Source organism: Nocardia sp. NPDC051756 (genome assembly GCF_040681495.1).
Classification (GTDB): Bacteria; Actinomycetota; Actinomycetes; order Mycobacteriales; family Mycobacteriaceae; genus Nocardia.
The window spans coordinates 634,184-658,272 of the sequence record NZ_JBFAYV010000002.1 but is presented as its reverse complement, the minus strand read 5'-3'; the positions used below and the strand labels follow the sequence as shown (position 1 = coordinate 658,272).

Here is a 24,089-nt window from a genome sequence, read left to right as displayed (position 1 = left end):
GAGCGGGGCTGGTTCGTCGCCCAGAAGTTCGGCGACATCTGCCCGGCTTGCCTCGCTCGAGGAGTCGAACCTAAAGGCGATCCGCACCGCCGCCGCCCACTCCCCGAGGACGGAGACGGCCGATGAGTGAGACAGCGCCCTTGTCCGACGACGATCTCCGGATTCTCGTCATCAACCCGGGTGCCGTATGGGCACCTGGTGTTCAGCAGCGCGTAGCTCGGGAGCTGCAAGCCGCCCGCGCCCGGGTCGCCGAACTGGAGGCCGCGCAGCGTCCCCCACTCGGGTACGTCGTCCTCGCCAAGCGCATGACCCCCACGATCGTCCCGCGTTACACCACGGCGGGCGGTATCTGGGATGAGCGTGAGCCCGTGGACAACCATCGTGGTTGGTGCGAGGACTCGGCTGCGGCGGACCCCGAAAAGTTCGGCAACGACGTGGAGTACACCGCTGCGCATCGAGTTCGTCAGCAGGTAGGATCCAGGCGTTGACTGGGCTAGGCGCGGCTGCTCATGGCGCGGCGTGGTGGGGCTCGGTTCGGCTGGGCATGGCAGGCAAGGATTTTCGGGGCTGCACGGGCGACCACGCTGTCGTCCTGGGCACGCCTGGTTGTGCCCGCGCCCCATCAATCAAGATCGGTGCCGAGTGGATTGCATCGCGCCCATCCCCCGTTGGGCGCGATGCAAACGACTAGGCAGCGGCATTGCCCCGTGTTCCATTGTCTTGGCGATCGGCGCATCCACACCGGCAGTGCGGACGCTCGAAGTCGGCGGGGACGCACGGCGCGCTGTAAACGTCGTGGGTGGCGCAGTCGTCGCATCGGTCGAGTGGATTCCTCTGAATCTTCACGACGCGGTCGAGAATTCGGCGCGCGGTGTGGCAGTCGGCAGGTATCTGGCTGATCGAGGTGGTGCAGCATCCGCAGATCATGTTCGTCACCATGTCGGTCATCTGAATCTCCTTGCCTGTCCTGCTGATAGTTCCAGTATGACACCCTAGGGAGGCAATTGCAACCCTGGGGAGTCATGAAGTAACCTTAGGGAGGCAATGCAACCCGAGGGATACCCTTTCCTCATGGATGACCTGGAGGGGGCCATGGCCAAGCTCGAACGACTCAAGGCAGCGAGGGAACAGGCCGACGAAGCAGCGAAGGACGCCCTGAAGGCGGAACATGAATGGATCCGCAAGATCCTCAAGGCCGGCCCGCACGGCATCCAAGCTGAACTCGTCCGCCGCGGCATCTACTCCCGCCAGCACCTCGACCGCATCAGGAGAGGCAAGACCAGTGGCTGATATCGAGGCTGCCCTCGCCCGGCTGTCGGCCGGACTCGACGAGGAGTCCACCGGGGCTCTGCCGAGATTGTGAAGATCGGACCATTCGGAGTGTTACGCGCGTTACAACATTGCCGTGACATTCGCACGCTATCGTGGCCTTATGGCCAAGGAAACAACCCACGAGGGGTCGCGCAAAGTTGACGTGACGATCGTCAAGCCTGGCCAGCTAGAGAAGATGGCCAAGTCGAACGCGGTCCCGAGCCCAAAGCTCCGCGCCGCGATCCTGCGGGCAGCTGACCGTCGGCGTTGACTCGATACGCGAAACGGATAACAGCAGAGCACATCACGAGCTGGTTCGACTGCGGCAAGCCGCGAATGAACGAGTGGCTTGAAAAGCGGGCGCTGAAGGACCAGGAACTTGGCGTGTCGTGCACGTATGTGCTCGTCGATGATGGTGGCGAAATGGTCGTCGGCTACTTCACTCTGCTGCCCACGGTTGTCCGAGAAGCTGAAAGTGCAAGCCTGTGGAAACGCCTCAAGCCGAGCGGACAATTCCTCGCCAAAGAGGTGTACGGGGTCCTGATCGGCAAGCTCGCATTGGATGAATCGCTCCAGGGCCAGGGGCTGAGCCTCGACCTGGTGGGCGATGCGATCTACATGGCGATCGAGGCTATGCGGATCATCGGCGGCGTCTACATCGTGATCGAGCCCATGGACAATGAGGCATGGCTCAGAAACCTATATGAGGGCTACGGCTTCAGGACCGTGGAAGGCACGGATCGCATGTACATGTCGATCCAGGAGTTCTGCGAGGGCGGTGTGCCGATCTAGGGCAATTCGCACGCGATCGTTTGCGCGACCCCGAACGCGTGCGCGGCGACTCGAGATCGGGACCGGAAATCGCTACTCTCGCAACTGGTCGGCTATTTCGAGTGGCAGCGAGGTGTTCGATGGGGATCAGTCCGTGCACGTACCCGGGATGCGCCGACCTCCACGGCGACCCCGTCCTCACCTCCCTGGGCATGTGTGAACCGTGCCAGCGTCGCTTCACCCGCCTGCTGGGCTGGCTGGTGATGGATTGGGTGCACCTGTCCACCAACCTCCCCACCCCGGCCAGACGCCCGCAGGAGCGCATCGCCCGCGGCCGCCAAGTCTTCGGCCACCCCGCCGAATGGGCCTCCGACACCTCGGCGTTGATCGCCGGCGTCCTCAACGAACACCACGACGCCCTCGCTGAGCACCTCGGTGACACCCGGCCACCACTGCCCGCCACGGCAGAGAACGTGCGTGTACGGGCCGCCTGGGACTACCTGGAATGCCGTATCGACCGTCTCGCCGCCTCCAGCTTCGGTGGGGATGCTGCCGTCGATATCCGTGACCTCCACGGACAGATCAGGTCCCGCCTCGGCCTCACCCGACCCCGCCAACTGCTCCCCACCCCATGTCCTGTCTGCGAGCTGCGGACGTTGTTCCGGGCAGTCGACGTAGGCCGCGACGTGATCGACTGCGGCAACTGCGGCCACGCCATCCAGGAGCAGCATTACCCCTTCTACACGCGCGTCGTGTTGGACACGCTCCTCGCCAGCGACCACGCAGCATGACAATCGGGTGCGTCACCTGGTACTTTCACACTTGTGCCACTAGTTCGGCATGCCCAAAACCCCTTTGAGCTCTGATTCAAGGGGGTTTCGTCGTTTTCGGAGGCGATCATGAACGCCGTCCTAACGACCGATGGGGTGGATTCGAAGCTCACGGCCGTGGAAGCAGCCGCAATCTTTCAAGTCACGGCAGCGACTATCCGTAAGTGGGCGTCCTTGAAAAGGATTCATGCCGTCGGCATCGATGGCCGCAACCGGAAGCTCTACCGGTTGGGCGATGTTGCGCAGTGCGAGAAGGAAACCCGGCACGCTGCCGGACGATCCTGACGCCGCGTTCTACCTGAAGCAAATGACCCCCGCGCCTGCTGTAACAGGCCGGGGGCTTGGCCGACTGTTTAGGAGTCGACGTGCCCAACACTAGGCGCATCAACGCGCATTACCTGTACAAGCGTGACGACATGTCGCCGCAGCAGGTGCTGCCAGAGCACGAGCCTTGTGCCTGGCCGAAATGCCCACGCCAGCAGACCGCGTGGCCGCCCTCAACGTCGAGGAGTCCTGATGGACCTGTACACCGTTATCGACCAGATCCTCACCCCGCTCGCCGATGACGTCCAGGCGGCCTACGACTACTTCGCCAGCCAGCGGGAGTCCTGATGTTCGATCTTGCCGCGCTGATCCGCTCGTGGTGCCACCCAGCCCCGCTGGTGTACAAGGCCATCCCGTTGTACATGGAGCTGTGGTGAGGCTCCCCCGGTGGCTGGCGGACGGGGTCCGGCGCGGCCTCCCTGATCACCAGGAATTGCTGGACTGCCACATTGCCGATCTGGTGCGTGAACGTGACCGCATAGCAGACGCGCAGGATGGAAGCTGCGAGGCAGCCTTGGATCTGCGAGATGCCAACCTTCGTCTCTGCGAGTTGCAGGCACTGGCGCGTGCGTAACCGCCTCGCCTCCCTGCTGCGCCGTTGGGCGTACAGCATCGGAGGCCACCGGCCTAGGCCGCGCGTGCGCCTCTGGGACGCTGACTGGAACCTCAAGGCCGACAGCGGCTGGTCCCGCAAGCCGCCACCGTGGCTCGACGGCGTAAGGATCTCAAGCGCCTCCAACGATGGCCGATTCGTACTGGAGGGTGACCGATGACCTCGAAGTCCGACCTCGTCATCGCCCACGAAGAAACCGAATGCGCCTGTCCTCCTGTGGATAAGTCGCAGGACTGCACCGTCGAGATCAACGTGGGCGACCACATCGGCTACCTCGACTCCGACCCGGACCCCGAGGTCTACACCGCGGTCCCGTACTGCCGGCCGTGCTGGGAACTGGTCCCTGCTGATGCCTGACTGGATCGACGCATGCGTGCTGCGAGTAGTGCAGTACCTGCTCGACCGCCTCGGCATCACCAACCACTGACCCGCATTGGCTGCATCGTTGCTGGTCGCAATCCATCCGCCGGTATGTTTCGTGACAGGAGTTAACAATGGCTGGATTCCTTTTCGGCGTTCTCTGGGAGGTCATTTCCTGGAACAGCTTCGCCATCCCGCGCGCCATCATCGGCGCGGTGACCGGCTCGGCAGGCTGAGCAGCCCGTGCAGCCTCTCAACGACTGGATCCTCAACGACCAGCGCTACAGCGAGATCGGTAGAGAGGTCACCACGCAGGGCGAGACGATCATCCACGTCGTCCCCTCCGAATCCATCCACTACCAGCCCGAGGATGTACGGGTGAACCGCATCCGTATCCGCACGACCAACCCGTAGGTCATGGCCCGCATCACCAAGCGGGTGTGCGCGGTGCCCGAATGCCCCGCTATCCAAGCAGAGCCGCGATGCCCCAAGCACCGCACCGAACGCGACCGCCACTACCGCACGACCACACCCACCAAGGCGACGCGCACCCACGCCGAACGCCAACGCCGAGCAGCCGCAGTGGCAGACCACAAGCGGAAGCACGGCAACTGGTGCCCCGGATGGCAGCGCCCCGCACACCCGGCGACGGACCTGACCGCGGACCATGTCGACGCCATCGCGAACAGTGGCCGGCCCGACGGACCGCTCCAGGTGCTGTGCCGAGCATGCAACTCGTCCAAGGGTGATCGCTAATCAGGCGTTCATCACCAACACCTGATTAGCGAGTTATCCACAGCTGCAACGTTATCCACAGGGATGACATGGCCAGCGCCACGTGATTGGTAGCCGATCGGTAACCACTAATGCGGCGAAGGCCGACAACACCCGAATAGCGAGACCGAACCGCTCGGTCCTAATGGGGTGAAGTCGGACGAGACCTCATCAAGACCAGGGGGGTGCCCCTTGACAGGGGCCGGCCGCCCACCTTCGGGGAGGGCGCTCGATGGTGCGGAGGGTTCAGATTGCGGGGGCCTCGAGCATCTTCACCCCATTAGGACCGGCTGGTCTTAATCGGGCGTTGGCTCGCATCACCCGAATAGGGCAGCGCGTCCACCCGAAGGGTAACCCTTCGATAGCTGAAATGGATTGTGGGTCAGCGGTTCTCGCGCTTCACGATCGCTTGAATGGTGGAGAACCGTGTGGGCAGTGTGGCCCTTTTGCCGATGCACGTGATATCGCTGGTCGCGGCGGATCCCTCGCAGCGGCTGCGCTGGAATTCGGAGTAGTCCTGCTTCCAGTTGTCGAGGACGCCTTGTAGGTCAGCGCGGCCCTTGCCAGCGGGCAGGGAAGCGGCGGCCCGGCTCATTGACTCGACGCCGATGGATTGGGTGCCGAGGCATAGCACCCACTTCTGCTGGTTGCTGTCGTCGCATGTTGTTGCGAGGACGGTCTGGTATTCGGCCGCGAATTGTGCCCACGTGTAGGCGGTGGGACTAGCGCTGGCCGGCGCGGCTGGTTTGTCGGAACCGCAAGCGGCGAGCGCGGCCGACGTCGCGATGAGCAGCCCTGCGAGAGCGAGTTTCACGGCTGGAGCGTATCGGCTCAAGCTCCGGCCGCGTGGTCGAACAGAGCCGATTCCAGCGGCGCGATGCTGCTGGATCTTCGAGGACGGCGCGATGCTGTCGAGGAGGTGCGTTATGCGTGGTGGTGCACGTAACCGGTCAGGGCCGCAGCACGACCCGAAGTCCGGCCGATCGGACCGGCGCGGATTGCAGTACGTGACCCTTCCCGCCGAGGGGTACGCCGAGCCGGCGCCGGAATTTCCGCTGTCGCCGCGGCGGGTGATGCGGTGGGAGTACGGCGAGAAGGGCGCCCGCTGGCAGGTCGTCGACGAGGAGTCGACCGAGCTGGTGCGCGACCGCGAGGCCGAGTTGTGGGAATGGGCGTGGTCGACTCCCCAGGCCGTCGCGTGGTCGAAGGAGTCGTGGCGCTGGCAGGCTGTGGCGCACTGGGTTCGGACGTCGGTGATCTGCGAATCGGACGAAGCGATGGCATCGGACCGCGGTTCGCTGCACCGGTTCGCTGATCAGATCGGGCTCACTCCGGCCGGCCTGAAAGAGAATGGCTGGGCGATCGCCGCGGACGAAGTGGCAGCGGCTCGCGCGGACAGAAAGGCGAACGCGCCGCGCTCGGGCGCGCCGGAACGTCGGCTGAGGCCGGTGGCCGGTGGGTCCGACTGACGGCTACCTCGTCGACTTCCCCACCCTCGGCGACATCGGCGAGGCGTGGGTCCGTCGCCACTGCTGCATCCCCGACGGCTACCGCCGCGGCGCGGAATTCGTGTGGAGCGACTGGCAGTTCTGGAACTCGGCGAACTTCTGTCGGATCCGCTCGGGCGCGCAGTGGCGCAGTCCCGATGAGCCGCTGCTGAACCAGGCGTTCGTCTATCGCCGGGCGCAGATCGTTGCACCGCAGAAGACCGGCAAGGGTCCGTGGACGGCGTCGATGGCCTGCATTCAGGCGGTCGGCCCGGCGGAGTTTCTCGGCTGGGCGAGGCCGGGGGACGGTTGGGCGTGCGCGGACTGGGGCTGTGGCTGCGGCTGGGAGTATGACTATCTGCCGGGTGAACCGATGGCGATGCGCCATCCGAGCCCGGTTATCCAGCTCACCGCGACCAATGAAGACCAGGTCGGCAACATCTACCGCCCGCTGACGGCGATGATCAAGCTGGGGCCACTGTCGGATCTGATGGCCGTGCGTGAGGGCTTCATCCGGATCATGGGCGATGTCGGCGGCGATGACTTCGACCGCATCGACGCGGTGACGTCCTCGGCGACCGGTCGAGTCGGAAACCCGATCTCCTTCGCGTTCCAGGACGAGACCGGCCTGTACACCAAGCGCAACAAGATGGTCGCCATCGCCGAGCACCAACGCCGCGGCGCCGCCGGCATGAATGGCCGCACGATGGAGACCAGCAACGCCTGGGATCCGGCCGAGAACAGCACGGCGCAGCGCACCTACGAGTCGCGGGCGACGGACATCTGGAAGTTCTTCCGCCAGCCTCCCGCGGGGCTGTCGTGGGGCAACAAGCGGGACCGCCGCAAGATCCTGCGCTACGTCTACGACGGAAGCCCGTGGGTGAACCTCGATTCCATCGAGGCCGAGGCCCTCGAGCTGAACGAGCTGGACCCGGCACAGGCGGAACGGTTCTTCGGCAACCGATTGGTCGCGCGGGCCGGCGCTTGGCTGCCGGACGGGTTGTGGGACGGTCGGTATGGCGAAGCTCTGGCTTCCTAACCCGCCACCGGGCACCGCGATCTGTGCGGGATTCGACGGGTCGGAGAACAACGACTGGTCGGCGTTGCGCTGCGAGACACGCGACGGATTCCAGTTCACCCCCCGCTACGGGCCTGATAAGCGGCCCGCGATCTGGAACCCCGCCGAGTGGAACGGGCGGATCCCGCGAGGTGAGGTCCACGCGGCGATCGAGCACATCTTCACCACCTACGCGGTGGCGAGGCTGTATTTCGACCCGCAGGACTGGCGCTCCGAGGGTGGAGATTGGGCATTGGCCCACGGCGAGGAGCACGTGTTCGAGTGGGCGACCAACCGCATCACGCCGATGTACTACGCGATCCGGCGCTTCGAGATCGACATGAAGACCCGCATCCGCCACGACGGGTGCCCGATCACCGAGACCCACATGAGGAACGCCATCAAGGTGCCCAAGCCAGGCGACAAGTACGTGCTCGGCAAACCGACAGACCACCAGAAGATCGACGCCTCGATCGCGTCCATCCTCGCCCACGAGGCCGCCGCGGACGCGCGCGAAGCGGGCTGGGAAGACGTCGACGGCCGCATGTTCTGTTTCAGCTGAGGAGGAGGTGAGCGTGGCGATCGTCTTGCGTACGAAGCTCACCGACGACGAGCGCACCTTGCTCAACAAGCTGATCGGCCGGATGGCCAACCAGCTCCAGGCCGACAAACGCCACGACGCGTATTACGAAGGCGCGCAACGGCTCAAGCACATCGGATTGGCAGTTCCTGAGGAACTGCGAATGTTCGAGCTGGTGGTGAACTGGCCGTGTTCCTACGTCGACGAGGTGGCTCGCCGCCAGAAGGTCAAGAGCATCTACCGGCCGGGTAGCGAGATCGCCGATCCGGCGCTCCAGGAGGCGTTCACGGCCAACAACCTCGCGGCTGAGGTGCCGATCCTGGCGAAAGAGAACATGATCTTCGGGCGCTGCTTCGCGGCGGTCGGCGCGAACGAAGACGACAAGGAACATCCGCTGATTACGGTCGAATCGCCGCTGCAAATGGCGTGCCTGGTCAACCAGGGCAAGCGCCGGATGGTGGCGGCGCTGCGGAAATATCAGGACGAGGACGGCACGTGGGTGGCGACATTGTTCCTGCCCGACAAGACAATTCAGCTGTCGATGACTAGCAGCGGCTGGGAGATCGACGAGGTCGGCGGCGACGCCGATGTCGACCCGCACAATCTCGGCAGGGTTCCGGTCGTGCTGTTCCTGAACCGCCGGCGACTGGGGAAGTGGCGGGCCGGAACGACGGAGATGCGCGATGTCATCCCCATCACCGACGCCTGCGCCCGCACCTTGACTGATTTGCAGTACGGCGTGGAGACGGTCGCGGTACCGAAGCGATACGCGATCGGCGTCAGCAAGGGCGATTTCGTCGACAAGGAGGGCAACCCACTACCTGCGTGGCAGTCCTACTACCAGGCGTTGTGGGCGACCCAGAAGTCCTCGAAAGACGTCTCGATCGGACAGCTGGCGGGCGCGGACCTGTCCAATTTCCACAACACCGTCAAGATGTACGCCGAACTGGCGAGCTCGGTGACTGGCCTTCCGTTCCGGTACTTCGGTGCCAACACCGCCAATCCCGCTGCGGAGGGCGCGATCCGGGCCGACGAGTCCCGTGTCATCTCCAACGCCGAGGAGAAGAACACGGTGCTCGGCGTCGGGCTCGGCTGGGTGCTGGGGTTGTACGAGAAGTTCCGCACGGGGGAATGGCCGAACGCTGGGGAGCCGATCGCGGTCGAATGGCGCGACCCGGCCACGCCGACGAAGGCCGAGGAAGCCGACGCGATCGTCAAACTCAACGGCGGCACGCCGGTGCTGTCTCGGGAGGGTTCCTGGGACGAGATGGGCTGGGAAGAAGCGCGCAAGAAGCGCGAGCGCGCCTACTTCGAGAACGAGGCAATCGACCCCGAGGTCGCCCGCATCCAGCGGGAGCTCGCGAACGATCCGTCACAGCCGCAACCCGACGATCCACAGACCGGGCTACCGGTCGGCGTCCTGGCGCAGTAGCCGGTGGTGCTGCAATCGGCGGCCGAGTTCGACCGGGCACAGCGCAAAGCCGCGGTCGACGCCATCGACGAGATCGCGAAGACCTGGGCACGGACCCCGCCGAAAGATTTCGACGCCTGGTTCGCCCGCAACGTCGACCGGCTCGTCGCCACGGTCACCGCCGGGCAAGCCGCCGCGGTGCGAGGAGCCGACAGCTACGTCGGGGATGCACTGGACGAGCAGAACATCCGCGCACCTCGCCTGGCCACACCGAACCCCGTGCAACTGGTGGGGGTCACGGCGGACGGGCGCACTATCGACGGACTGCTCGCCCAGTCGGTGATCGGCGCGCGGGCGCGCATCGCGGAAGGGATGCCCGCCTACCGGGCATGGCAGGACGCTGGGCTCGAGGTGCGGCGCGTGATCCAGAACGAACTGGCCGACGCCGGCCGGGCCGCCACCGGCATCGGGATCGTGTCCCGGCTCGGCGTCGGGTACGTGCGGATGCTGACCCCGCCCTCGTGTAGCCGTTGCGTGGTGCTGGCCGGCCGCTACTACCACTGGTCGAGCGGGTTCCGGCGGCATCCGAAATGCAACTGCCGCCACATCCCGTCCCGGGAAGACCACGCCGACGACCAGCGCACCGACCCGAAGAAGTACTTCGAGTCCCTGACCGAGGTCGAGCAGCGGCGAGTCTTCACTGTCGCTGGCGCACAAGCGATCCGGGACGGTGCTGACATCAACCAAGTCGTCAACGCCCGGCGAGGGCTGACGATCATCGGCGGACGCGCCCAACGCACTGAGGTCTACGGCCGCCAGCTGCTCACCACCCGCGAAGGCACCACCCGCCGCGGTGCCGCCGGCGCCGCGCTCCGGCGACGAGGACGCACCGCGCGCACCACACCGCGGCTGATGCCCGAAGCGATCTACGAGATCGCCGAGAACCGCGCGCAAGCCCTCGAATTGCTGCGCACCTACAGCTACATCCAGTAGCCGAGACTTCCGCCTCGCGCGAGGCCAGGCGGATATCCCCCGCGATGGAGGACCCATTGAACACCGCAACCCTGCCCGTGCATCCGATATTCGGGACAGCGCTCGGGCTGCGCCGAAACGGCGCACCGATCTGGCCGATCCGCGGAGCAGCGGAGGGCGATCCTCCCGACCCCGGCACGACCCCAACCACCCCACCCGCGCCCACGACACCCCCCGCACCTGCGGACGAACCGCTCGGCGAGGGGGGCAAGAGGGCGCTCGAGGACGAGCGGCGATTGCGCGGCGAGGCTGAGAAGGCGCAGAAAGCGTTGGAAGCCAAGGTCAAGGCGTTCGAGGACGCACAGAAGACCGAAGCTCAGCGGACCGCCGACCGGATCGCCGAACTCGAGAAGGACGCCGCGAAGGCGCTCCGATACGAGGCCGCAGCACAGTCGGAGATCCCGCTGGCCCTGGCCGGCCGTCTCAACGGCTCCACCCTCGAGGAACTGCTCGCCGACGCCGAGGACCTCAAGAAGCTGATCCCGGCCGCACCCGCAGGCCCGGCCGATCCGCCGCCGGGCCCGAAACCGGACCGCCGCCAAGGCGGTGGAGAAGTTCAGCAGGACGGGTCGCTCGCTGCGGGGCGCGCCGCCTACCAGGCCCGAAAGGGCATCAAGAAGTGACTCAACCCCCATGTGAAGGAGGGGAGTAGCAATGGATCTGACCGTCAAGAACGAGACCTTCGCGCAGGACAACCAGGACTGGCTGGCCTCGGCCGAAGGTACCGATCGTGCGCGCACGATCACCCTGGACCTGACGACGTTCACCGCCGGCACCCACTATCCGGATGGCTGGCTCAAGTCCGGGTTCGCGCTCAAGAAGCTGGGCTCCGGGAAGTACGGGTTGTTCACCGCCGGTGACGAATCCGCGGCTGTGATCGCCGGTCACCTGCTGACCCCGGTCAAAGTTCCCACCGGCGCGACCAAGGTCGCCGGCGCGCTGCTCTGGCACGGCGCTGTTCTCGCTGCCAAGTGCCCACACACCGTCAACGCTGCCGGCCAGGCTACGGCCAAGGCCATCAGCTACTTCTGAGAGGAGGCGTAAGTCATGGCACTCGTGCTCAATAGCGATTACGTCACCCCCGGCGAGCTGACCGGCTATGTCCGCGAAGCGCTGGGCGACCAGCCCATCAACGACCTGACCCTGGTCGACGATCTGCTGCCCGACACTGCGGTCGACGACGTGGAGTTCCGTGCGAACACCACTCAGCGGGGACTGCGCAAGGCCGGTCAGTTCCGGTCGTGGGACACCGAGGCACGGATCTCCGGCCGGAAGGGAATCGCGCGGGTCTCCGGCGAGCTCCCTCCGCTGTCGGAGAAGCGGCGACTCGGCGAATACGACCGGCTGCGGCTGCGCAACGCGTCGGAATCGATCCGGGATCTGATCTTCCAGGACGCGGTCGAGCTCGCGCAGGCGATCCGGACCCGCATCATCATGGCCAAGGCGCAGGCGTTGGTCACCGGCAAGGTCACCCTGGCGGAGAACGGCCTCGATTTGGAGGCCGACTTCCAGCGGCTGGCCGGCCACACCATCACAGCGTCGGTGCTGTGGAGCGTGACCGGCGGCGGCGCGGCGGACCCGGTCATCGACCAGGAGTCCTGGTTCAGCACCTACCGGGTGACGAACTCGTCCAACCCGACCCGTGCGATCACCAGCCAGCGCGTCATGTCCACGCTCATGCGCCAGGACAAGATCCGCGCCATGGCCCTGCCGCCTGGTTCGACGTCGGGCATCGTGACCGTGGACGCGGTGAACGCGCTGTTCACCGCGTTCGGGCATCCGCCGTTCGAGATCTTCGACGCTCAGGTCGAGGACGCCGCAGGCGCGACGGCTCGGCTCATCCCTGACGACCGCATCCTGTACACCAACGGGTCGCGGCTCGGAGAGACGCAGTGGGGCACCACCGCGGAGGCGATCGAGCCCGAATACGGCATCGACGCCGCCGAAGCGCCAGGCCTCGTCATCGGCTCCTACATGGACAACGATCCGGTGGCCCGCTGGACCAAGGCGTCCGGCATCGCGCTGCCGCTGCTGCTGAACCCCAACGCCACCATGGTCGTGAAGGTGCTCTGATGAAGAAGCTCGCAACCTACGTGCACGTCCACGGAGACGACGGCGCTTCTCATGTGTTCGGCCCGGACGACACCGTGCCAGGCTGGGCGGTCAAGAAGATCAGCAACCCCGCGGTCTGGGCGACCGAAACCGAGTCGGACACCGAGCCCGACGACGAACCTTCGGAGTCGTGGACAGTCGCGCAGCTGCGCGCGCACGCCGAGCGGCGAGAGATCGACCTCGGCGACGCCACGAAGAAGGCCGACATCCTGGCCGCCATCACCGACGCGACCGAATCGGACGATGGCAACACCGCTGTTTGATCTCACCGACGTCCAGGAGATCTCCGGCGAGACCTACGCCGAGCCGGAGCTCACTCAGGTGAACCGGTTCATCGTGATCGCCTCGGCGAAGATCCGGAACAAGGTCTCGAAGATCGACGACCGGATCGCCTCCGGCGCACTGGATCCCGAACTGGTGAAGGGTGTCGGCGCCGACGTTGTCATCCGCGCCCTGTCGATCTTCCGCCGCGGCCTCGGTGTGCGACGCACCGAGTATCCGGAGTGGACCACCGAGTACGAGCCCGTGAGCGATTCCGGGCGTCCGCTGGTCTATGTCTCCGACGCTGACGTGGAAGATCTGATCGACGACGCGAACACTGGCGACGCATTCACGATCATGCCGGGCCCGCGAGCGTGAACCGTCTTCCCGAGCGCTGGACCCTGCTCCGGCCAGGTCCCACGACGACAGACCCGCTGACCGGCAACAAGATTCCGGGCGATCCGGTTCTTGTGCCGTGGTGGGGCCTGTTGCAGAAACGGGACCTCGTCGCCGAGCAGGCGGAGGAGTTCGTCGACGGCCACGTGAGCGAACGCCTGACCCTGCTGTTGATGCCGGGGCTGCCCGGCGGAACCTCCCGGCGCGATGTCTGGCGGTTCGATGGCCCTGCCTCGGTGTCGGACCTCGTCGAGGTGAACGGCACCGTCACCGTGCAAGGCACGCCCCGCGTGCGCCGTCCCGCGACGGGCTCGCGCCGACCTGCCTACGTCGCCGCGATCGTGCGGCATTCGACCGATATGAGGGAGTGATCTCCTGTGATCAAGTCATGGATCGACGCCGAAACCGGCGTTAAGCACTACGCCGACGAACACAGCAAGGCGTACCGCAAGCGGGAAGAACGCGAACGTGCGGGCGAGCCCACCGAAGTTGCGGCGCCGACCGAAACTGCCAGCGAAGCGCCGGCTGAGGTGACGGTGAAGCGGCCGCGGCGTGGCGAGGATTCGCCGAGCTGATGGTCAGCGCCAACGAGGTCGGCGGTGGGCGAGCTCGGCTGGAGATCTTCGCCGCCCAGACCCATCGGGAGGCGAGCAAGGGCTCCAAGCCGGAGCGTAAGACGATGGCGAAACGCGCGGCCGCGAAGGCCCGCCAGCTCGCCCCCGTCGTCAGCGGCGCCTACCGCGACGGAGTCGGCGTCGAAGAAGACGGCGACGACGTGTTCCTCGTCGACAACGACCCGCTGGCGTTCATCAAGGAGTTCGGCACCATCGACACCCCAGCGCACGCGATCCTCACCGACGCGGCCCGGGAACTGGCGCAATACAACCAGCGCGGTGCGTTCACCGCCAACACCGGGCTCGGCGGATGACGACCCAGCCGGTGCCGTTCGCCCCCGGCGCGGCACGCATGTTCTTGATCGCACAGCCGGAGTTCACCGCCCTGGTGCCCGCCTCCTCGGTGACGACGCGCGAAGCGCCGGACCCGATCACCGGACCGTTCGTGACAATCCGGGCGCCCGGCAATGTCGGTGTCGACCCGCTGCTGCGCAAGCCACTGATCCAGATCGACGTGTGGACGCCGAAGATCGAGATCCTCGGCGGCACAACCGATCCCGAGGAACTCGCGTGGGATATAGCCGCGATGGCTGCAACCCTGCTCGCCCGTGCCCGCGCCCAGGAGTTCCGCGCCTCGGCCTGGACGGCGCGCTGGACCGACGGCCCGATCAGCAGCATCGACACCACCCGCGGGCCCGATCAGCCGCTGTATCGCGCGCTGGTGCGCCTCGAGATGAAACTGCGCGCCCCGCGCACCACCTGAAACCCCTTGCTCACCCGCGTGAGCACTGCACAGTTATGGAGGCATCGTGAGCACTCACGCCGATCCCGACAAGGCCTATGTGTGGCTGGACGGGGATGCGTACCGCGCCCCGACCGGCACCGGCATCCCCACCAACCCATTCGCCACCAACCCCGTAACCAGCTCCCTGACCTGGGATGCCTACGGCGGTATCGAGGCAGGGTTCGAACTCACCCCGACCCGCGACGTCTCACCGAAACGGGTATGGAACAGGCGGCTGGCACCGTACAAGGTCATCAAGAGCCCTTCGGAGGAGCGGGTCAAGCTGCGCGCCGTGGACTACTCGGTCGCCACCGCGCTCACCACCTTGCAGGGCGGCTCGGTCTCCGTCGTTTCCCCTGGCGTGTTCCGCTGGAATCAGGGCGACGACGAAGATTTCGCCATCCTGCTGGTGCTGCGTGACGAGGAAGCGAACCAGGCGTTCTGGTCGCCGCGCGTTACCCTGACCACGCCGCCGCCGCGCACCTTCGGCAAGGAAGACCTGGACGGGTTCGAGTTCGAGCTGCTCGCCCTCGAGCCGTTCGTGCCGCTGACCTCGTTTAACCCGTTGCAGGTGTCGTTCACCGTGACCGTGCCCGTGGGCACCACGGCCGGCAGCTTCCCGCTGACCTTCAACGGCCAGACCGCCACCGGCCTCGCCTACAACGCGGCCCCCAGCGCGGTCGAGTCGGCACTCGAAGGACTGTCGACAATCGGTTCGGGCAACGTCGACGTGACGGGCACCGCCGGCAACTACGTCGTCACCATCGCGGTGCCCGGCGTGCTGTCCTCCACCGGCGCGTCGCTGACCCCGACCGGTTCGGTCACGGTGGCCCCGGCCTGATGGCAGCGACCACACCGAGGAAGGCAGCCGCGCGGCGCACCATGCCCGCGGCTGCCCGGCGGCCGAAACTGGCCGCGGTCCCCGCCCCCGAACCGATCGACATCCTGGCCGAGTTCGGTACCGAGGAGAAATCTCCGGTGCCAATCAAGGTCGGCACGATCGAGTGCGAAGTTCTGCGCGGATTCTCCGGCGACCAGGCGGTGGAGTTCCATCGCCTGGTCGGCGCGGCGCAGCTCGAGCAGGTGCTGGAGCTGATCACCACCGACGGCGCGGGTCTGTGGGCGTTCATCGGGCAGCAAACGGCCGAGTACGCGTCAAAGATCCTCAACAAACTCATCAACTTGAGCGAGTTGTATGAGGGAAACCTGCTCGCGCCCTTGCCGGGCTACGGTCCGAATCCCGCTGGGGCGCAACCCTCGCCAGAGTCCAACACCACCACGGAGTAAACCTTCGAGTCGCGTTGGCGACGATGCCATTCACCGACGTCGCCGCGCTCATCGTCGACGCCGAGGACCGCGACGCTCGCGCGGCCCGCGATAGTGAGAATCTCGCGATGCTGGTCGACCGCACCGACTTCGACGTCAACTTCGAATACGTCTCCAGCACAACCGATCACGACGACCCCGAAGTCGTGCGGGAGCGAGCACTGCGCAAAAAACACGGCATCCGGCCACCACCGCTGCCGATCCTCGCCCCGGTCGCTCAACGCGACCCAGCGATCACCACCAAACTGATCGAGCGATATCGGGCCGCGCAGCAGCCTTATCGGATCCCGGACGACAAACCGAAATCGAAACTCGACCTGCTCAACAGGTCACGCGCAGAAGCGGGGAGGTGAGCCCATGGCCGGTGGACGGATCGACATCCTCATCGCGCCCGACCTGCGGCGCTTCATCCCGGAGATGCGCGGCGGCCTCGCCCCCGCCCTCGGCGCCGCCGGCGCAATCGGCTCGAGTATCGGCCTCGCTGTCGGCGGCGGCGCGGCCGTCGCGTTCGGGAAGATCATCCAGATCGGCAACGACTTCACCACATCGCTGAACACGATGAAAGCCGTTGCCAGCGCGACCGCCGACCAGATGGCGAAGGTCTCCGAGCGCGCCAAACAGCTCGGCTCCGACGTCACCCTGCCCGGAACCTCAGCATCGGACGCCGCCGCGGCGATGACCGAGCTCGCCAAGGGCGGGTTCTCGGTACAGCAGTCCATGGATGCCGCCAAGGGGTCACTCCAGCTGGCCGCCGCCGCGCAGATCGACGCCGCCCAGGCCGCGACCATCCAAGGCCAGGCACTGCAAGCCTTCGGCCTCCAAGCCTCCGATGCGGGCCGGGTCGCCGACGTCCTCGCCAACACCGCCAACGCCTCCAGCGCGGAAATCACCGATGTCGCATGGGCGATGCAGCAGGCCGGCGCGGTCTCTCACCAGTTCGGCCTCACCGTCGAAGACGCGGCCACGGCAATCGGCCTGTTCGCCAACTCCGGCATCAAGGGCTCGGACGCGGGCACACTGCTCAAGACCGCCATGCTCGCGCTCACCGACCAGGGCAAACCCGCGCAGGCCGCGATCAAGCAGCTCGGCCTCACCGTCTACGACTCCCAGGGCAAGTTCGTTGGACTGCGCGCGATGTTCGAGCAGCTCGACGCCGCCGCCGGACGGATGACACCCGAGGTGTATCAGGCCGCGACCGCCACCCTGTTCGGGTCCGACGCGATGCGCCTGGCCGCGATCGCCGCGGAGAAGGGCGTCGCCGGCTACGACCAGTTGCACAACGCGATGTCGCGCCAAGGCTCGGCGGCCGCGGTCGCCGCGGCGAAGATGCAAGGGCTGCCCGGCGCGATGCAGATGGCGACCAACGCCGCCCAGGTGCTCGCGCTCGGCATCTACGACCTCGTCAAGGGCCCGCTGGAAAGTTTCGCCACCGGCGCCGCCGACAAGATCGGTGAGGCCACCCCGAAGATCGTCGGCGCTCTGCATGCCACCGCGGATACAGCGGTCGACGTCGGGCACGCGATCGGCCCGGTCGTCGGCTGGTTCACTGACCTCCCACCGGTGGTGTATGCAGCTGTCGCGGCGTTCGTCGCGCTGCGCGCCACCGCGCTAGGCGCTTGGCTGACTTCGGGTGTCGCCGCGATGCGCGCCTTCAGCGCCGCCACCGTCGCGGTCGCCACCGCCACCGGGCGCGTTGTGCAAGTCGCCGGCATGGGAGCGGTCGGCCTCGGCCGGTTCGGGTCCGCGGTCTCCCAGCTCGGCACACACGCACCGGTCATCACCCGAATGCAAACCTCCTACCTCAACGCCGCCACCGCGGCCTCCACCTTCGCGCGCACACAAGGAACCGTCGCCGCCGCCACGACCGGCGCCCGCGCGGCAGCTGGTGGGCTGGTCAATCTCCTCGGCGGCCCGCTGGTGGTCGGTGTGCTCGCCGCTGGCGTGGCCATCTATCAGCTGTGGTCGGAAATGAAGAAGGGTGAAGACCACGCGAAGGCGATGAAGGCGTCGCTGAACGAACTCACCAAAACCCGCAGTGAACTGTCGGAGATCTTCTCGATCAACGACGGTGCGTTCAATGACCAGGCGGTCAGCAATGTGGTGTCTCAGATCGACATCATGAAGAAGAGCCTGGACGAGGCAGGCAAGTACAAGTCCGGGTTCTTCGAGAAGGCAAAGGGCACAATAACTTTCAGTCTGGGCGATGCCTATGACAAGGACTGGTACGCCGACCGGTGGGCCGGGGCGAAGAAGCTGATCGACGACCTGAAAATGTCGGATCAGGAACTCGCCGCGACCCTGGCTGATCAGTCCAAGTTCGACACCCTCTCCACCAAGCTCAACGCCATGGGCGTCGACGGACGATTCGCGGTGGCCCAGCTCACCGAGCTACGGAACGGGATCGTCAAAGCCCAAGAGGTCGCGAAGAATACGACGCCAGGATTCGCCACGCTCACCCAAGCGGTAAAGACCCTCTCGGATGAATCCGCGTCTGCGGCCGACCGGGTCGACGCGATGAAGTCCGCGCTCGACATTCTCTCCGGCAAGCCGATCGCCGCGCAGGAAGCACTCGCGAAATACAACGAGCAGGTCCGCGAGACAGCAAAGGCTACCGCCGAAACCTGGGATGCCGCACAAGGTTTCGGCGCGGCACTCATCGGCCAGAACGGTCAGGTCAACACCGCCACCGAGAACGGCAAACTGCTCTACGACGAGCTCACCGCGATCCGGGATGCGACCATCGGTGTCGCCGAATCCGGCGCGGACATGGGCCCGATCCTGGCCAAGAACGGCGAGAAATTCCAGGAGCTTGCCAACGCCAGCGGATTGACCGCCGACCAGGTGCGGGTGATGGCCGAGCAGCTCGGCCTGCTGCCCCGCGACATCGAGATCCTCGCGCAACTCAAGGGCGCCGACAGCGTCGAGCAGCAGCTCGTTGTCATGGAAGGCTTGCTTCGCACCAACGCCCAGGGCATCACCATCCCCATCGACGCACTCACCGACGAGGCCAAGGCCCGGCTCACCGAGGCCGGTGCGCTGATCGATCAGGTCAACGGCAAGCCGGGCGTCATCCACGTCTCCGCACCGGACGTCCCCGCGGTGAACGCGAAGCTCGACGAGCTGATCGCGAAGAACCTGCCCGACAAGACCCAGAAGGTCAAGCTCCAATACGAGGGCCTACCGCTCTCGACGTTGCAGAAGCTGCACGAGAACGTCGACGACATCCCGATCGCCCCGCGCGCCGACGGCGGGATCGACAACCTGCCAAGTCAGGCGACAGTATGGACGCCTCAGACCAGGCTCTATCAGGTATCAGAGCCGGAGACCGGCGGAGAGGCGTTCATCCCGCTCGCCCCCGCAAAGCGGTCCCGGTCGGTGAACATCCTCGGCCAGGTGGCCGGCCACTTCGGGTTCGGCCTCACGAAGATGGCCGACGGGGGTATCGCACTCAGCCGGGCGATGGGATTCCTGCGGGGCGAGTCCGGCAAGCCGTACCAGTACGGAGGCACCGGAAACCCGAGCTGGGATTGCTCCGGGTTCATCTCCGCGGCCTACGCCCTGCTGAAGGGGCTGGACCCGCGTACGCGCTGGTTCACGACCGAATCTGATTTCGCCGGACTGGAATTCAAGGGCGGACTCGACCCGACCGGGCGCGGGCTGTCGATCGGCATCTACCGCGGTGGCGGTGGCCAGTACAGCCACATGGCCGGCACCCTCGCCGGAACGCCGCTGGAGTCGGGCTCCAACGGTGTGCGCGTCGGTGCGGGAGCACAACCAGCGTCGAGCGGAAACCTGCCGCTGAAGTTCTATCTCCCGACCTCGCAGTGGAATCCGCCCGAATCCTCCTCCGGCGGCCGCAGTTCCCGATCGAAGTCCGGTGCGGGCGCGTCGAAGTGGGACGCCAGCGATGACCTCGAGCTGGAGTCGGCGCGGCTGAGCCTGAACAAGGCCAAGATCCAGCGCGACGAGGATCTCAAGGATCCGAAGAAGACCGCGGACGACAAGCGGCAAGCCCAGATCGATGTCCAGCGCGCCGAGCTCCGCATTCAGGAACTCGAGCGCAAACGCGACGAGGCGAACAGCACCGGCGGTCCCGTCGCGGAAGCGCCGGCCCTGACCGGGAACCTCACCGACGATCAGATCCGGCTCGAAGAGTTGCAGATCGCGATCCGCAACGCCAAGGCCGACCGCGATGACGTCTACGCCGATCCGGAGGCAGGCGAGGACGAGCGCCGCGCCGCCGACCTCGACCTCCAGAAGGCGATGAACGCCCTTGCCGCCGAGCAGAAGAAGCAGAACGAGGACACCTCCGGTGCGTCCGGATCCGGCAGCAGCTACAGCAGCCCTGTCGAACTGCTCGGCGATGCCGCGAAGGCATTCGTCACCGGACAGGTGAGCGACGTTCTCAACGTCACCGGGCTCGGCGGCGACATCCAAGGCGTCACCGGCGCCGCGATCGGCATCGCCGGCGACTACGCGAAGAAGAGCCAGAAGAACACCGCGAAGTCCAAGCCGACCCCGGCATCGCCCAGCGCCGACGAGCTCGCCACACAAGGCCCCGTCGTTCCGGGTACCCCGAACTGGCTCGAGGAGATGATGAAAACCCTCGCCATCCCCGCGGTCATCCGCGACCAGGGCGGCCCGCTGCCCCACGGAACCGCCGCGATCAACACCAGCGGCGAAACCGAATGGGTGCTCAACGGCAGCCAGCTGCGCGCCGCCGCGACCGCCCGCCCGCCAGTCGCCCCGAACATCGACGGCAGCGTCCGCATCGACAACCTGTACACGGGCATGACCGCCGGCGAGTTCCAGCGGGAATGGAAGATGATGCAGATCGACCAACGCGACCGCGTCCGCGGCCTGGTGCCCCGCACATGATCGATCCGCCCCAGGGAACCCTCATCGAGCTCGAGGGCTGCGGCAGCCCGAACGACCTGTGGCCACTGGCCGGGGTGGGGCAGTGGGACCGCGGTGTGGCGTTGGCCGATGAGGACGCCGGGTTCGACTTCGACGGCATGTACGACCCGCCCGTCACCGCCCTGTACAACAGCACGGCGTTCGAGGTCGGCGCGACCTACGGCGGAATCCGTGAGGAGAAGTACGACTTCATCCTCGCCGTCCACGTCTACGGCACACCCCAAAAGCCCTGGCGTTACGTCGATTCGGAGTTCCGCAAAGCGTGGAGTTTCAAGCGTGACTCCAAGCTGTGGGTGTCGACATCGGACTCGCGCCGGTGCCTGCCGGTGCGCCTCGGCGCCAAGATGAAGATCAAGGCGGTCAACGATCCGGACTCCGAACAGTATGGGCTGCTGCTGATCCCGGTTGTCGGCGCCTACCCGCGCTGGATCGAAACACCGGCCGTGTCGACGTTCATCACGCAGACCGACACCACCGGCGGCGGCACCGAGACCGGCTACGTCACCGTGTCCAACCCGCTGCCGGCCGACTACGAGATCTGGCCGCAGTGGCGCATCCAGGCCTCGCACGCGGGGATGGTCGTCACCCTGCCGGACTATTCGTGGGGCAGCGACGAATACGACCGCGCCACCGAGGACGCCACCCGCAAGGTACAGCTCGCGCCACTGCTGCTCAACGAACACCTGCTGGTCGACACCGACAAGATGGCGCTCAACGGCCAATTCAACTCCAGCCTGGACACGCAGTTCTATCAGCGGATGGGCGGCAAACGGTTCGCCTACTCGCTGCCCGGCGGCACACCGCCCACGCAAGTTCCCGTCACCGTCACCGGCGCCCCGGCCGGCACCGGCATCCAGGTGCTGTGCCCGCGGCCATGGCCACGACCCTGGGGGCTCGAATGACAACCGTCGCAACGATCGACTTCGATCAAGTCTTCGGCGAGATCGCCGAGCGCCTCACCCGCGACCACGATCGCCGCATCAAGCCGCCACTGGTACAGATCTGGGACGGCAACTGGACTCTGGTCGGCGAAGTCCACAACGAGATCAGCGCGAAATTCACCCTGCCGGAGAACGAAACCGGCGTCGGCACAATCGAACTCCCGTCGCACTACTACCTGTCGCGGTGGCTGACCGACCACGACGCCCGCTCCACCGCGAACGTATTCGTCACCGTCGACAAAGACGGCGCCCGCTGGGGCGGGATGCTCGACGACCTCGAGCTCGCCAAGGACACCGACGGCCGGCGCATCGTCCGCGCGACGTTCAAGAGCGACTACGAGCACCTCAAGCACATCCTCGCCTACAGCAACCCGTTCCTGCCTCCAGAGATCCAGTTCCCGCGGCTGTTCATCCTGTTCGGCCCAGCGAAGTGGTGCCTCAAGCTCGCCCTGTTCCTGAACATCCTTCGCCTCGAAGGCAACCTGTGGACGCTGCCCGACGATCCGATGGACGCCAGCCAGTGGTTCAACCTGAACCAGTCGACCTGGTCGCAGGTCGTCGCCCCGCTCGATATCGGTTCGGACAGTTCGCAATTCGCGATCTTCCATAGCCGCTTCAAATACATGCACGACGCCGGCAAACGGATTGTCGCGGATGGCCAGTTGACGTGGGAGCCGCGGCGTTGGCTGCAAGGCGACCCGCCACCGTGGCCGGGCGCGAACCTGCGGCACGGCACGCTGGTCTGGGACCTCGTCGACAACTCCGGCTGGGACACCGAAACCTCGTTCGGCGGCAACATCTTCGACGGCCTGATCCGGGCGTTCACCTCCATCGGCTCCGACGGCATGACCCAGGGCGTCGATGTCATCGACGACCCGACGTTCCCCGCTGAGTACGGCCAGCCGGGCTGGTATGGCACGGTGCCCTCGGCGCCGGGGATCATCCTGCGCGACGGCGACCGCACGGGCATCCAATCCAACTCGTTTCATTGGAAGCCCGCGACCGACACCGAGTTCGTCACCGGCGGCCACAGCATGCCCGGCGTCAACGAGCTCATCAGCGCGGCGATCAACATGCTCGGCGACTTGATCGCCGCAGCACTGTTCGTGCCACCGATCGGCGGCATGGTCGACGCCCTGCTGAAACCCCTGTATACCGACGTGTTCCTGGCGTTCATGAAGTGGCAGGACATCGGAAGAGCGCAGAGATTGGGCTGGAGCCACTACCAGGAAACCTGGTGCGAAGGCGCCGACCGCGCCTACACCTTGTCGGCCTTGATCGCGCTACGCACCGGGATGTGGCGGACCCGGGAGCAGACCACCCACCAGGTCACCGTCGCCGACGGCGTGGAGAACCTGCGGATCGGCCAGCGCGGCAAAGGCAACGCCTACCTCGGCACACGTATCGGTACGACCGTGCAGGACTGGGGTCCGCCGGGGAAGGTCTACGTCGATCGCATCACCGAACTCACCCTGAGCTGGGATCGCAAGACCACGCCGCGTTGGGACATAACCATCGGGCACCGCGAACCCGAAGACCCCGTGCAGAAAGCATTGGAAATGCTGCAAGAAGTCGCGTCCATCGCCCGCGATCTGGGGGTGCTGTAGTGGGCAAGATCTGGCGGCTCGAGGATTGCGACCCCGATAACCCAGAGGAACGGTTCCTCTACGCACTCCAGTTCATTCCCGTGGGATTCGGGTCCGATGCCGGCGGCCGCAACCGGATCGTCTGGCCGGAGGCGATCGCCCGCGCGATCTCCAAACATCTCGCCGAAGTCGGCTGCCCGCCTATCGATCCGGACCTGGCGACGAAGACGCTGCGTCGCCCCTACCGCGGCGAGCAGACACCGTTCAACGGCCTCGGCGACTGGGGACCGGTCGGCGAGGCCGAACCGGACCCCGTCGTGATCCAAGACCCCGCCTCGATGACCGTCCGCGAGCGGGAGGCCGTCGTCGAACGCCTCCGATATCAGGGCTACCGCATCAACGAACCCGAACCCGAGCAGCCGACCGCGCAAGTGGTCGACGCGCTCGACGAGCCGCCGCGGTTCGACCCGGCCGCCCACTCGGTCACCGAGGTGAACGCCTACCTGCGTGACCTCGATGACGACGTCGAACGGGGGCGGGTGCTCTATGCCGAACGAAACGGTCAAGCCCGCAACGGAATCCTGAAGCGCCACAAGGGGTGA

At 66.1% G+C, this 24,089-nt stretch carries 31 protein-coding genes; 29 read left to right on the top strand and 2 right to left on the bottom strand.

Going from position 1 to position 24,089, the window contains the following annotated elements; translation table 11 throughout:
* Positions 1 to 122: 122 nt before the first annotated feature.
* Positions 123 to 488: a hypothetical protein gene (locus AB0M22_RS09265; RefSeq protein ID WP_364722924.1), complete on the top strand. Its 366-nt coding sequence runs from the start codon at positions 123 to 125 to the stop codon at positions 486 to 488.
* Positions 489 to 687: 199 nt separating this feature from the next.
* Here the strand turns inward: AB0M22_RS09265 and AB0M22_RS09260 are convergent, their stop codons facing one another.
* The gene (locus AB0M22_RS09260; RefSeq protein WP_364722922.1) at positions 688 to 948 is read right to left on the bottom strand and encodes a hypothetical protein; all 261 of its coding nucleotides are present in this window, start codon (positions 946 to 948) and stop codon (positions 688 to 690) included.
* A gap of 123 nt (positions 949 to 1,071) precedes the next feature.
* Here AB0M22_RS09260 and AB0M22_RS09255 point away from each other — a divergent pair, with 123 nt between their 5' ends.
* The 7 genes from AB0M22_RS09255 to AB0M22_RS09225 all read left to right on the top strand — a co-directional run bounded on the left by AB0M22_RS09255 (position 1,072) and on the right by AB0M22_RS09225 (position 4,965).
* The gene (locus AB0M22_RS09255) at positions 1,072 to 1,290 is read left to right on the top strand and encodes a hypothetical protein (protein WP_364722920.1); all 219 of its coding nucleotides are present in this window, start codon (positions 1,072 to 1,074) and stop codon (positions 1,288 to 1,290) included.
* Between the two features lie 357 nt (positions 1,291 to 1,647).
* Entirely contained in the window at positions 1,648 to 2,103 is a 456-nt protein-coding gene (locus tag AB0M22_RS09250; RefSeq protein ID WP_364722918.1) for a hypothetical protein, read from the top strand.
* Positions 2,104 to 2,222: 119 nt separating this feature from the next.
* Positions 2,223 to 2,873, top strand: coding sequence for a hypothetical protein (locus tag AB0M22_RS09245; protein WP_364722916.1), 651 nt, complete (start codon positions 2,223 to 2,225; stop codon positions 2,871 to 2,873).
* 108 nt (positions 2,874 to 2,981) lie between these two features.
* The gene (locus tag AB0M22_RS09240; protein ID WP_364722914.1) at positions 2,982 to 3,197 is read left to right on the top strand and encodes a hypothetical protein; all 216 of its coding nucleotides are present in this window, start codon (positions 2,982 to 2,984) and stop codon (positions 3,195 to 3,197) included.
* Between the two features lie 808 nt (positions 3,198 to 4,005).
* Entirely contained in the window at positions 4,006 to 4,206 is a 201-nt protein-coding gene (locus AB0M22_RS09235) for a hypothetical protein (protein WP_364722912.1), read from the top strand.
* Positions 4,207 to 4,452: 246 nt separating this feature from the next.
* Complete coding sequence (locus AB0M22_RS09230) at positions 4,453 to 4,623, top strand: hypothetical protein (RefSeq protein ID WP_364722910.1); 171 nt, start codon at positions 4,453 to 4,455, stop codon at positions 4,621 to 4,623.
* 3 nt (positions 4,624 to 4,626) lie between these two features.
* Positions 4,627 to 4,965, top strand: a complete 339-nt coding sequence (locus AB0M22_RS09225) for a hypothetical protein (protein WP_364722908.1) — start codon at positions 4,627 to 4,629, stop codon at positions 4,963 to 4,965.
* A gap of 400 nt (positions 4,966 to 5,365) precedes the next feature.
* On the opposite strand, the gene AB0M22_RS09220 is transcribed toward AB0M22_RS09225, so the two are convergent.
* A complete protein-coding gene (locus tag AB0M22_RS09220; protein ID WP_364722906.1) occupies positions 5,366 to 5,797 on the bottom strand; it encodes a hypothetical protein in 432 nt (143 codons plus the stop codon).
* Between the two features lie 112 nt (positions 5,798 to 5,909).
* Here AB0M22_RS09220 and AB0M22_RS09215 point away from each other — a divergent pair, with 112 nt between their 5' ends.
* From AB0M22_RS09215 to AB0M22_RS09115, 21 genes are read left to right on the top strand one after another with little or no spacing between them, the layout of a single operon-like run.
* A complete protein-coding gene (locus tag AB0M22_RS09215) occupies positions 5,910 to 6,452 on the top strand; it encodes a hypothetical protein (protein WP_364722904.1) in 543 nt (180 codons plus the stop codon).
* Positions 6,439 to 7,509: a terminase gene (locus AB0M22_RS09210; RefSeq protein ID WP_364722902.1), complete on the top strand. Its 1,071-nt coding sequence runs from the start codon at positions 6,439 to 6,441 to the stop codon at positions 7,507 to 7,509. The genes AB0M22_RS09215 and AB0M22_RS09210 overlap by 14 nt, the downstream gene beginning before the upstream one ends.
* Positions 7,487 to 8,089, top strand: a complete 603-nt coding sequence (locus AB0M22_RS09205; RefSeq protein ID WP_364722900.1) for a terminase — start codon at positions 7,487 to 7,489, stop codon at positions 8,087 to 8,089. Before AB0M22_RS09210 ends, AB0M22_RS09205 begins: the two co-directional genes overlap by 23 nt.
* Positions 8,090 to 8,102: 13 nt before the next feature.
* On the top strand, positions 8,103 to 9,539 hold the full coding sequence (locus AB0M22_RS09200; protein WP_364722898.1) for a phage portal protein: 1,437 nt from the start codon (positions 8,103 to 8,105) through the stop codon (positions 9,537 to 9,539).
* A 3-nt stretch (positions 9,540 to 9,542) separates the two neighbouring features.
* Complete coding sequence (locus AB0M22_RS09195) at positions 9,543 to 10,511, top strand: hypothetical protein (RefSeq protein WP_364722896.1); 969 nt, start codon at positions 9,543 to 9,545, stop codon at positions 10,509 to 10,511.
* A gap of 56 nt (positions 10,512 to 10,567) precedes the next feature.
* Positions 10,568 to 11,173 (top strand): hypothetical protein, encoded by a 606-nt coding sequence (locus AB0M22_RS09190; RefSeq protein ID WP_364722894.1) that lies wholly within the window; start codon positions 10,568 to 10,570, stop codon positions 11,171 to 11,173.
* A 31-nt stretch (positions 11,174 to 11,204) separates the two neighbouring features.
* Positions 11,205 to 11,582 (top strand): potassium transporter, encoded by a 378-nt coding sequence (locus tag AB0M22_RS09185; protein ID WP_364722892.1) that lies wholly within the window; start codon positions 11,205 to 11,207, stop codon positions 11,580 to 11,582.
* 15 nt (positions 11,583 to 11,597) lie between these two features.
* Positions 11,598 to 12,623 carry a major capsid protein gene (locus AB0M22_RS09180; RefSeq protein WP_364722890.1) on the top strand — a complete coding sequence of 342 codons (1,026 nt, stop codon included), beginning with the start codon at positions 11,598 to 11,600 and terminating at the stop codon, positions 12,621 to 12,623.
* Complete coding sequence (locus tag AB0M22_RS09175; RefSeq protein ID WP_364722888.1) at positions 12,623 to 12,925, top strand: hypothetical protein; 303 nt, start codon at positions 12,623 to 12,625, stop codon at positions 12,923 to 12,925. Before AB0M22_RS09180 ends, AB0M22_RS09175 begins: the two co-directional genes overlap by 1 nt.
* Positions 12,906 to 13,301 carry a hypothetical protein gene (locus tag AB0M22_RS09170; protein WP_364722886.1) on the top strand — a complete coding sequence of 132 codons (396 nt, stop codon included), beginning with the start codon at positions 12,906 to 12,908 and terminating at the stop codon, positions 13,299 to 13,301. Before AB0M22_RS09175 ends, AB0M22_RS09170 begins: the two co-directional genes overlap by 20 nt.
* Positions 13,298 to 13,690, top strand: a complete 393-nt coding sequence (locus AB0M22_RS09165; RefSeq protein WP_364722884.1) for a hypothetical protein — start codon at positions 13,298 to 13,300, stop codon at positions 13,688 to 13,690. The genes AB0M22_RS09170 and AB0M22_RS09165 overlap by 4 nt, the downstream gene beginning before the upstream one ends.
* 6 nt (positions 13,691 to 13,696) lie before the next feature.
* Positions 13,697 to 13,894, top strand: a complete 198-nt coding sequence (locus AB0M22_RS09160; protein WP_364722882.1) for a hypothetical protein — start codon at positions 13,697 to 13,699, stop codon at positions 13,892 to 13,894.
* Positions 13,894 to 14,247, top strand: coding sequence for an HK97 gp10 family phage protein (locus tag AB0M22_RS09155; RefSeq protein WP_364722880.1), 354 nt, complete (start codon positions 13,894 to 13,896; stop codon positions 14,245 to 14,247). Before AB0M22_RS09160 ends, AB0M22_RS09155 begins: the two co-directional genes overlap by 1 nt.
* Positions 14,244 to 14,696, top strand: coding sequence for a hypothetical protein (locus AB0M22_RS09150; RefSeq protein WP_364722878.1), 453 nt, complete (start codon positions 14,244 to 14,246; stop codon positions 14,694 to 14,696). Before AB0M22_RS09155 ends, AB0M22_RS09150 begins: the two co-directional genes overlap by 4 nt.
* 46 nt (positions 14,697 to 14,742) lie before the next feature.
* On the top strand, positions 14,743 to 15,558 hold the full coding sequence (locus AB0M22_RS09145) for a hypothetical protein (RefSeq protein WP_364722876.1): 816 nt from the start codon (positions 14,743 to 14,745) through the stop codon (positions 15,556 to 15,558).
* Positions 15,558 to 16,004 carry a hypothetical protein gene (locus tag AB0M22_RS09140; RefSeq protein ID WP_364722874.1) on the top strand — a complete coding sequence of 149 codons (447 nt, stop codon included), beginning with the start codon at positions 15,558 to 15,560 and terminating at the stop codon, positions 16,002 to 16,004. Before AB0M22_RS09145 ends, AB0M22_RS09140 begins: the two co-directional genes overlap by 1 nt.
* A 23-nt stretch (positions 16,005 to 16,027) precedes the next feature.
* Positions 16,028 to 16,396, top strand: a complete 369-nt coding sequence (locus tag AB0M22_RS09135; RefSeq protein ID WP_364722872.1) for a hypothetical protein — start codon at positions 16,028 to 16,030, stop codon at positions 16,394 to 16,396.
* A 4-nt stretch (positions 16,397 to 16,400) separates the two neighbouring features.
* Positions 16,401 to 20,921, top strand: a complete 4,521-nt coding sequence (locus tag AB0M22_RS09130; RefSeq protein WP_364722870.1) for a phage tail tape measure protein — start codon at positions 16,401 to 16,403, stop codon at positions 20,919 to 20,921.
* The gene (locus AB0M22_RS09125) at positions 20,918 to 21,862 is read left to right on the top strand and encodes a phage tail protein (RefSeq protein ID WP_364722868.1); all 945 of its coding nucleotides are present in this window, start codon (positions 20,918 to 20,920) and stop codon (positions 21,860 to 21,862) included. Before AB0M22_RS09130 ends, AB0M22_RS09125 begins: the two co-directional genes overlap by 4 nt.
* Positions 21,859 to 23,508 (top strand): phage tail protein, encoded by a 1,650-nt coding sequence (locus tag AB0M22_RS09120; RefSeq protein ID WP_364722866.1) that lies wholly within the window; start codon positions 21,859 to 21,861, stop codon positions 23,506 to 23,508. Before AB0M22_RS09125 ends, AB0M22_RS09120 begins: the two co-directional genes overlap by 4 nt.
* The gene (locus tag AB0M22_RS09115; protein WP_364722864.1) at positions 23,508 to 24,089 is read left to right on the top strand and encodes a DUF2744 domain-containing protein; all 582 of its coding nucleotides are present in this window, start codon (positions 23,508 to 23,510) and stop codon (positions 24,087 to 24,089) included. The genes AB0M22_RS09120 and AB0M22_RS09115 overlap by 1 nt, the downstream gene beginning before the upstream one ends.

Excerpts from the sequence above, each read along its gene's own strand:
- AB0M22_RS09265 (WP_364722924.1), top strand. The coding sequence starts at position 123 with ATGAGTGAGACAGCGCCCTTGTCCGACGACGATCTCCGGATTCTCGTC.
- AB0M22_RS09260 (WP_364722922.1), bottom strand. The coding sequence starts at position 948 with ATGACCGACATGGTGACGAACATGATCTGCGGATGCTGCACCACCTCG.
- AB0M22_RS09255 (WP_364722920.1), top strand. The coding sequence starts at position 1,072 with ATGGATGACCTGGAGGGGGCCATGGCCAAGCTCGAACGACTCAAGGCA.
- AB0M22_RS09250 (WP_364722918.1), top strand. The coding sequence starts at position 1,648 with ATGAACGAGTGGCTTGAAAAGCGGGCGCTGAAGGACCAGGAACTTGGC.
- AB0M22_RS09245 (WP_364722916.1), top strand. The coding sequence starts at position 2,223 with ATGGGGATCAGTCCGTGCACGTACCCGGGATGCGCCGACCTCCACGGC.
- AB0M22_RS09240 (WP_364722914.1), top strand. The coding sequence starts at position 2,982 with ATGAACGCCGTCCTAACGACCGATGGGGTGGATTCGAAGCTCACGGCC.
- AB0M22_RS09235 (WP_364722912.1), top strand. The coding sequence starts at position 4,006 with ATGACCTCGAAGTCCGACCTCGTCATCGCCCACGAAGAAACCGAATGC.
- AB0M22_RS09225 (WP_364722908.1), top strand. The coding sequence starts at position 4,627 with ATGGCCCGCATCACCAAGCGGGTGTGCGCGGTGCCCGAATGCCCCGCT.
- AB0M22_RS09215 (WP_364722904.1), top strand. The coding sequence starts at position 5,910 with ATGCGTGGTGGTGCACGTAACCGGTCAGGGCCGCAGCACGACCCGAAG.
- AB0M22_RS09205 (WP_364722900.1), top strand. The coding sequence starts at position 7,487 with ATGGCGAAGCTCTGGCTTCCTAACCCGCCACCGGGCACCGCGATCTGT.
- AB0M22_RS09185 (WP_364722892.1), top strand. The coding sequence starts at position 11,205 with ATGGATCTGACCGTCAAGAACGAGACCTTCGCGCAGGACAACCAGGAC.
- AB0M22_RS09180 (WP_364722890.1), top strand. The coding sequence starts at position 11,598 with ATGGCACTCGTGCTCAATAGCGATTACGTCACCCCCGGCGAGCTGACC.
- AB0M22_RS09175 (WP_364722888.1), top strand. The coding sequence starts at position 12,623 with ATGAAGAAGCTCGCAACCTACGTGCACGTCCACGGAGACGACGGCGCT.
- AB0M22_RS09170 (WP_364722886.1), top strand. The coding sequence starts at position 12,906 with ATGGCAACACCGCTGTTTGATCTCACCGACGTCCAGGAGATCTCCGGC.
- AB0M22_RS09155 (WP_364722880.1), top strand. The coding sequence starts at position 13,894 with ATGGTCAGCGCCAACGAGGTCGGCGGTGGGCGAGCTCGGCTGGAGATC.
- AB0M22_RS09150 (WP_364722878.1), top strand. The coding sequence starts at position 14,244 with ATGACGACCCAGCCGGTGCCGTTCGCCCCCGGCGCGGCACGCATGTTC.
- AB0M22_RS09140 (WP_364722874.1), top strand. The coding sequence starts at position 15,558 with ATGGCAGCGACCACACCGAGGAAGGCAGCCGCGCGGCGCACCATGCCC.
- AB0M22_RS09135 (WP_364722872.1), top strand. The coding sequence starts at position 16,028 with ATGCCATTCACCGACGTCGCCGCGCTCATCGTCGACGCCGAGGACCGC.
- AB0M22_RS09130 (WP_364722870.1), top strand. The coding sequence starts at position 16,401 with ATGGCCGGTGGACGGATCGACATCCTCATCGCGCCCGACCTGCGGCGC.
- AB0M22_RS09125 (WP_364722868.1), top strand. The coding sequence starts at position 20,918 with ATGATCGATCCGCCCCAGGGAACCCTCATCGAGCTCGAGGGCTGCGGC.
- AB0M22_RS09120 (WP_364722866.1), top strand. The coding sequence starts at position 21,859 with ATGACAACCGTCGCAACGATCGACTTCGATCAAGTCTTCGGCGAGATC.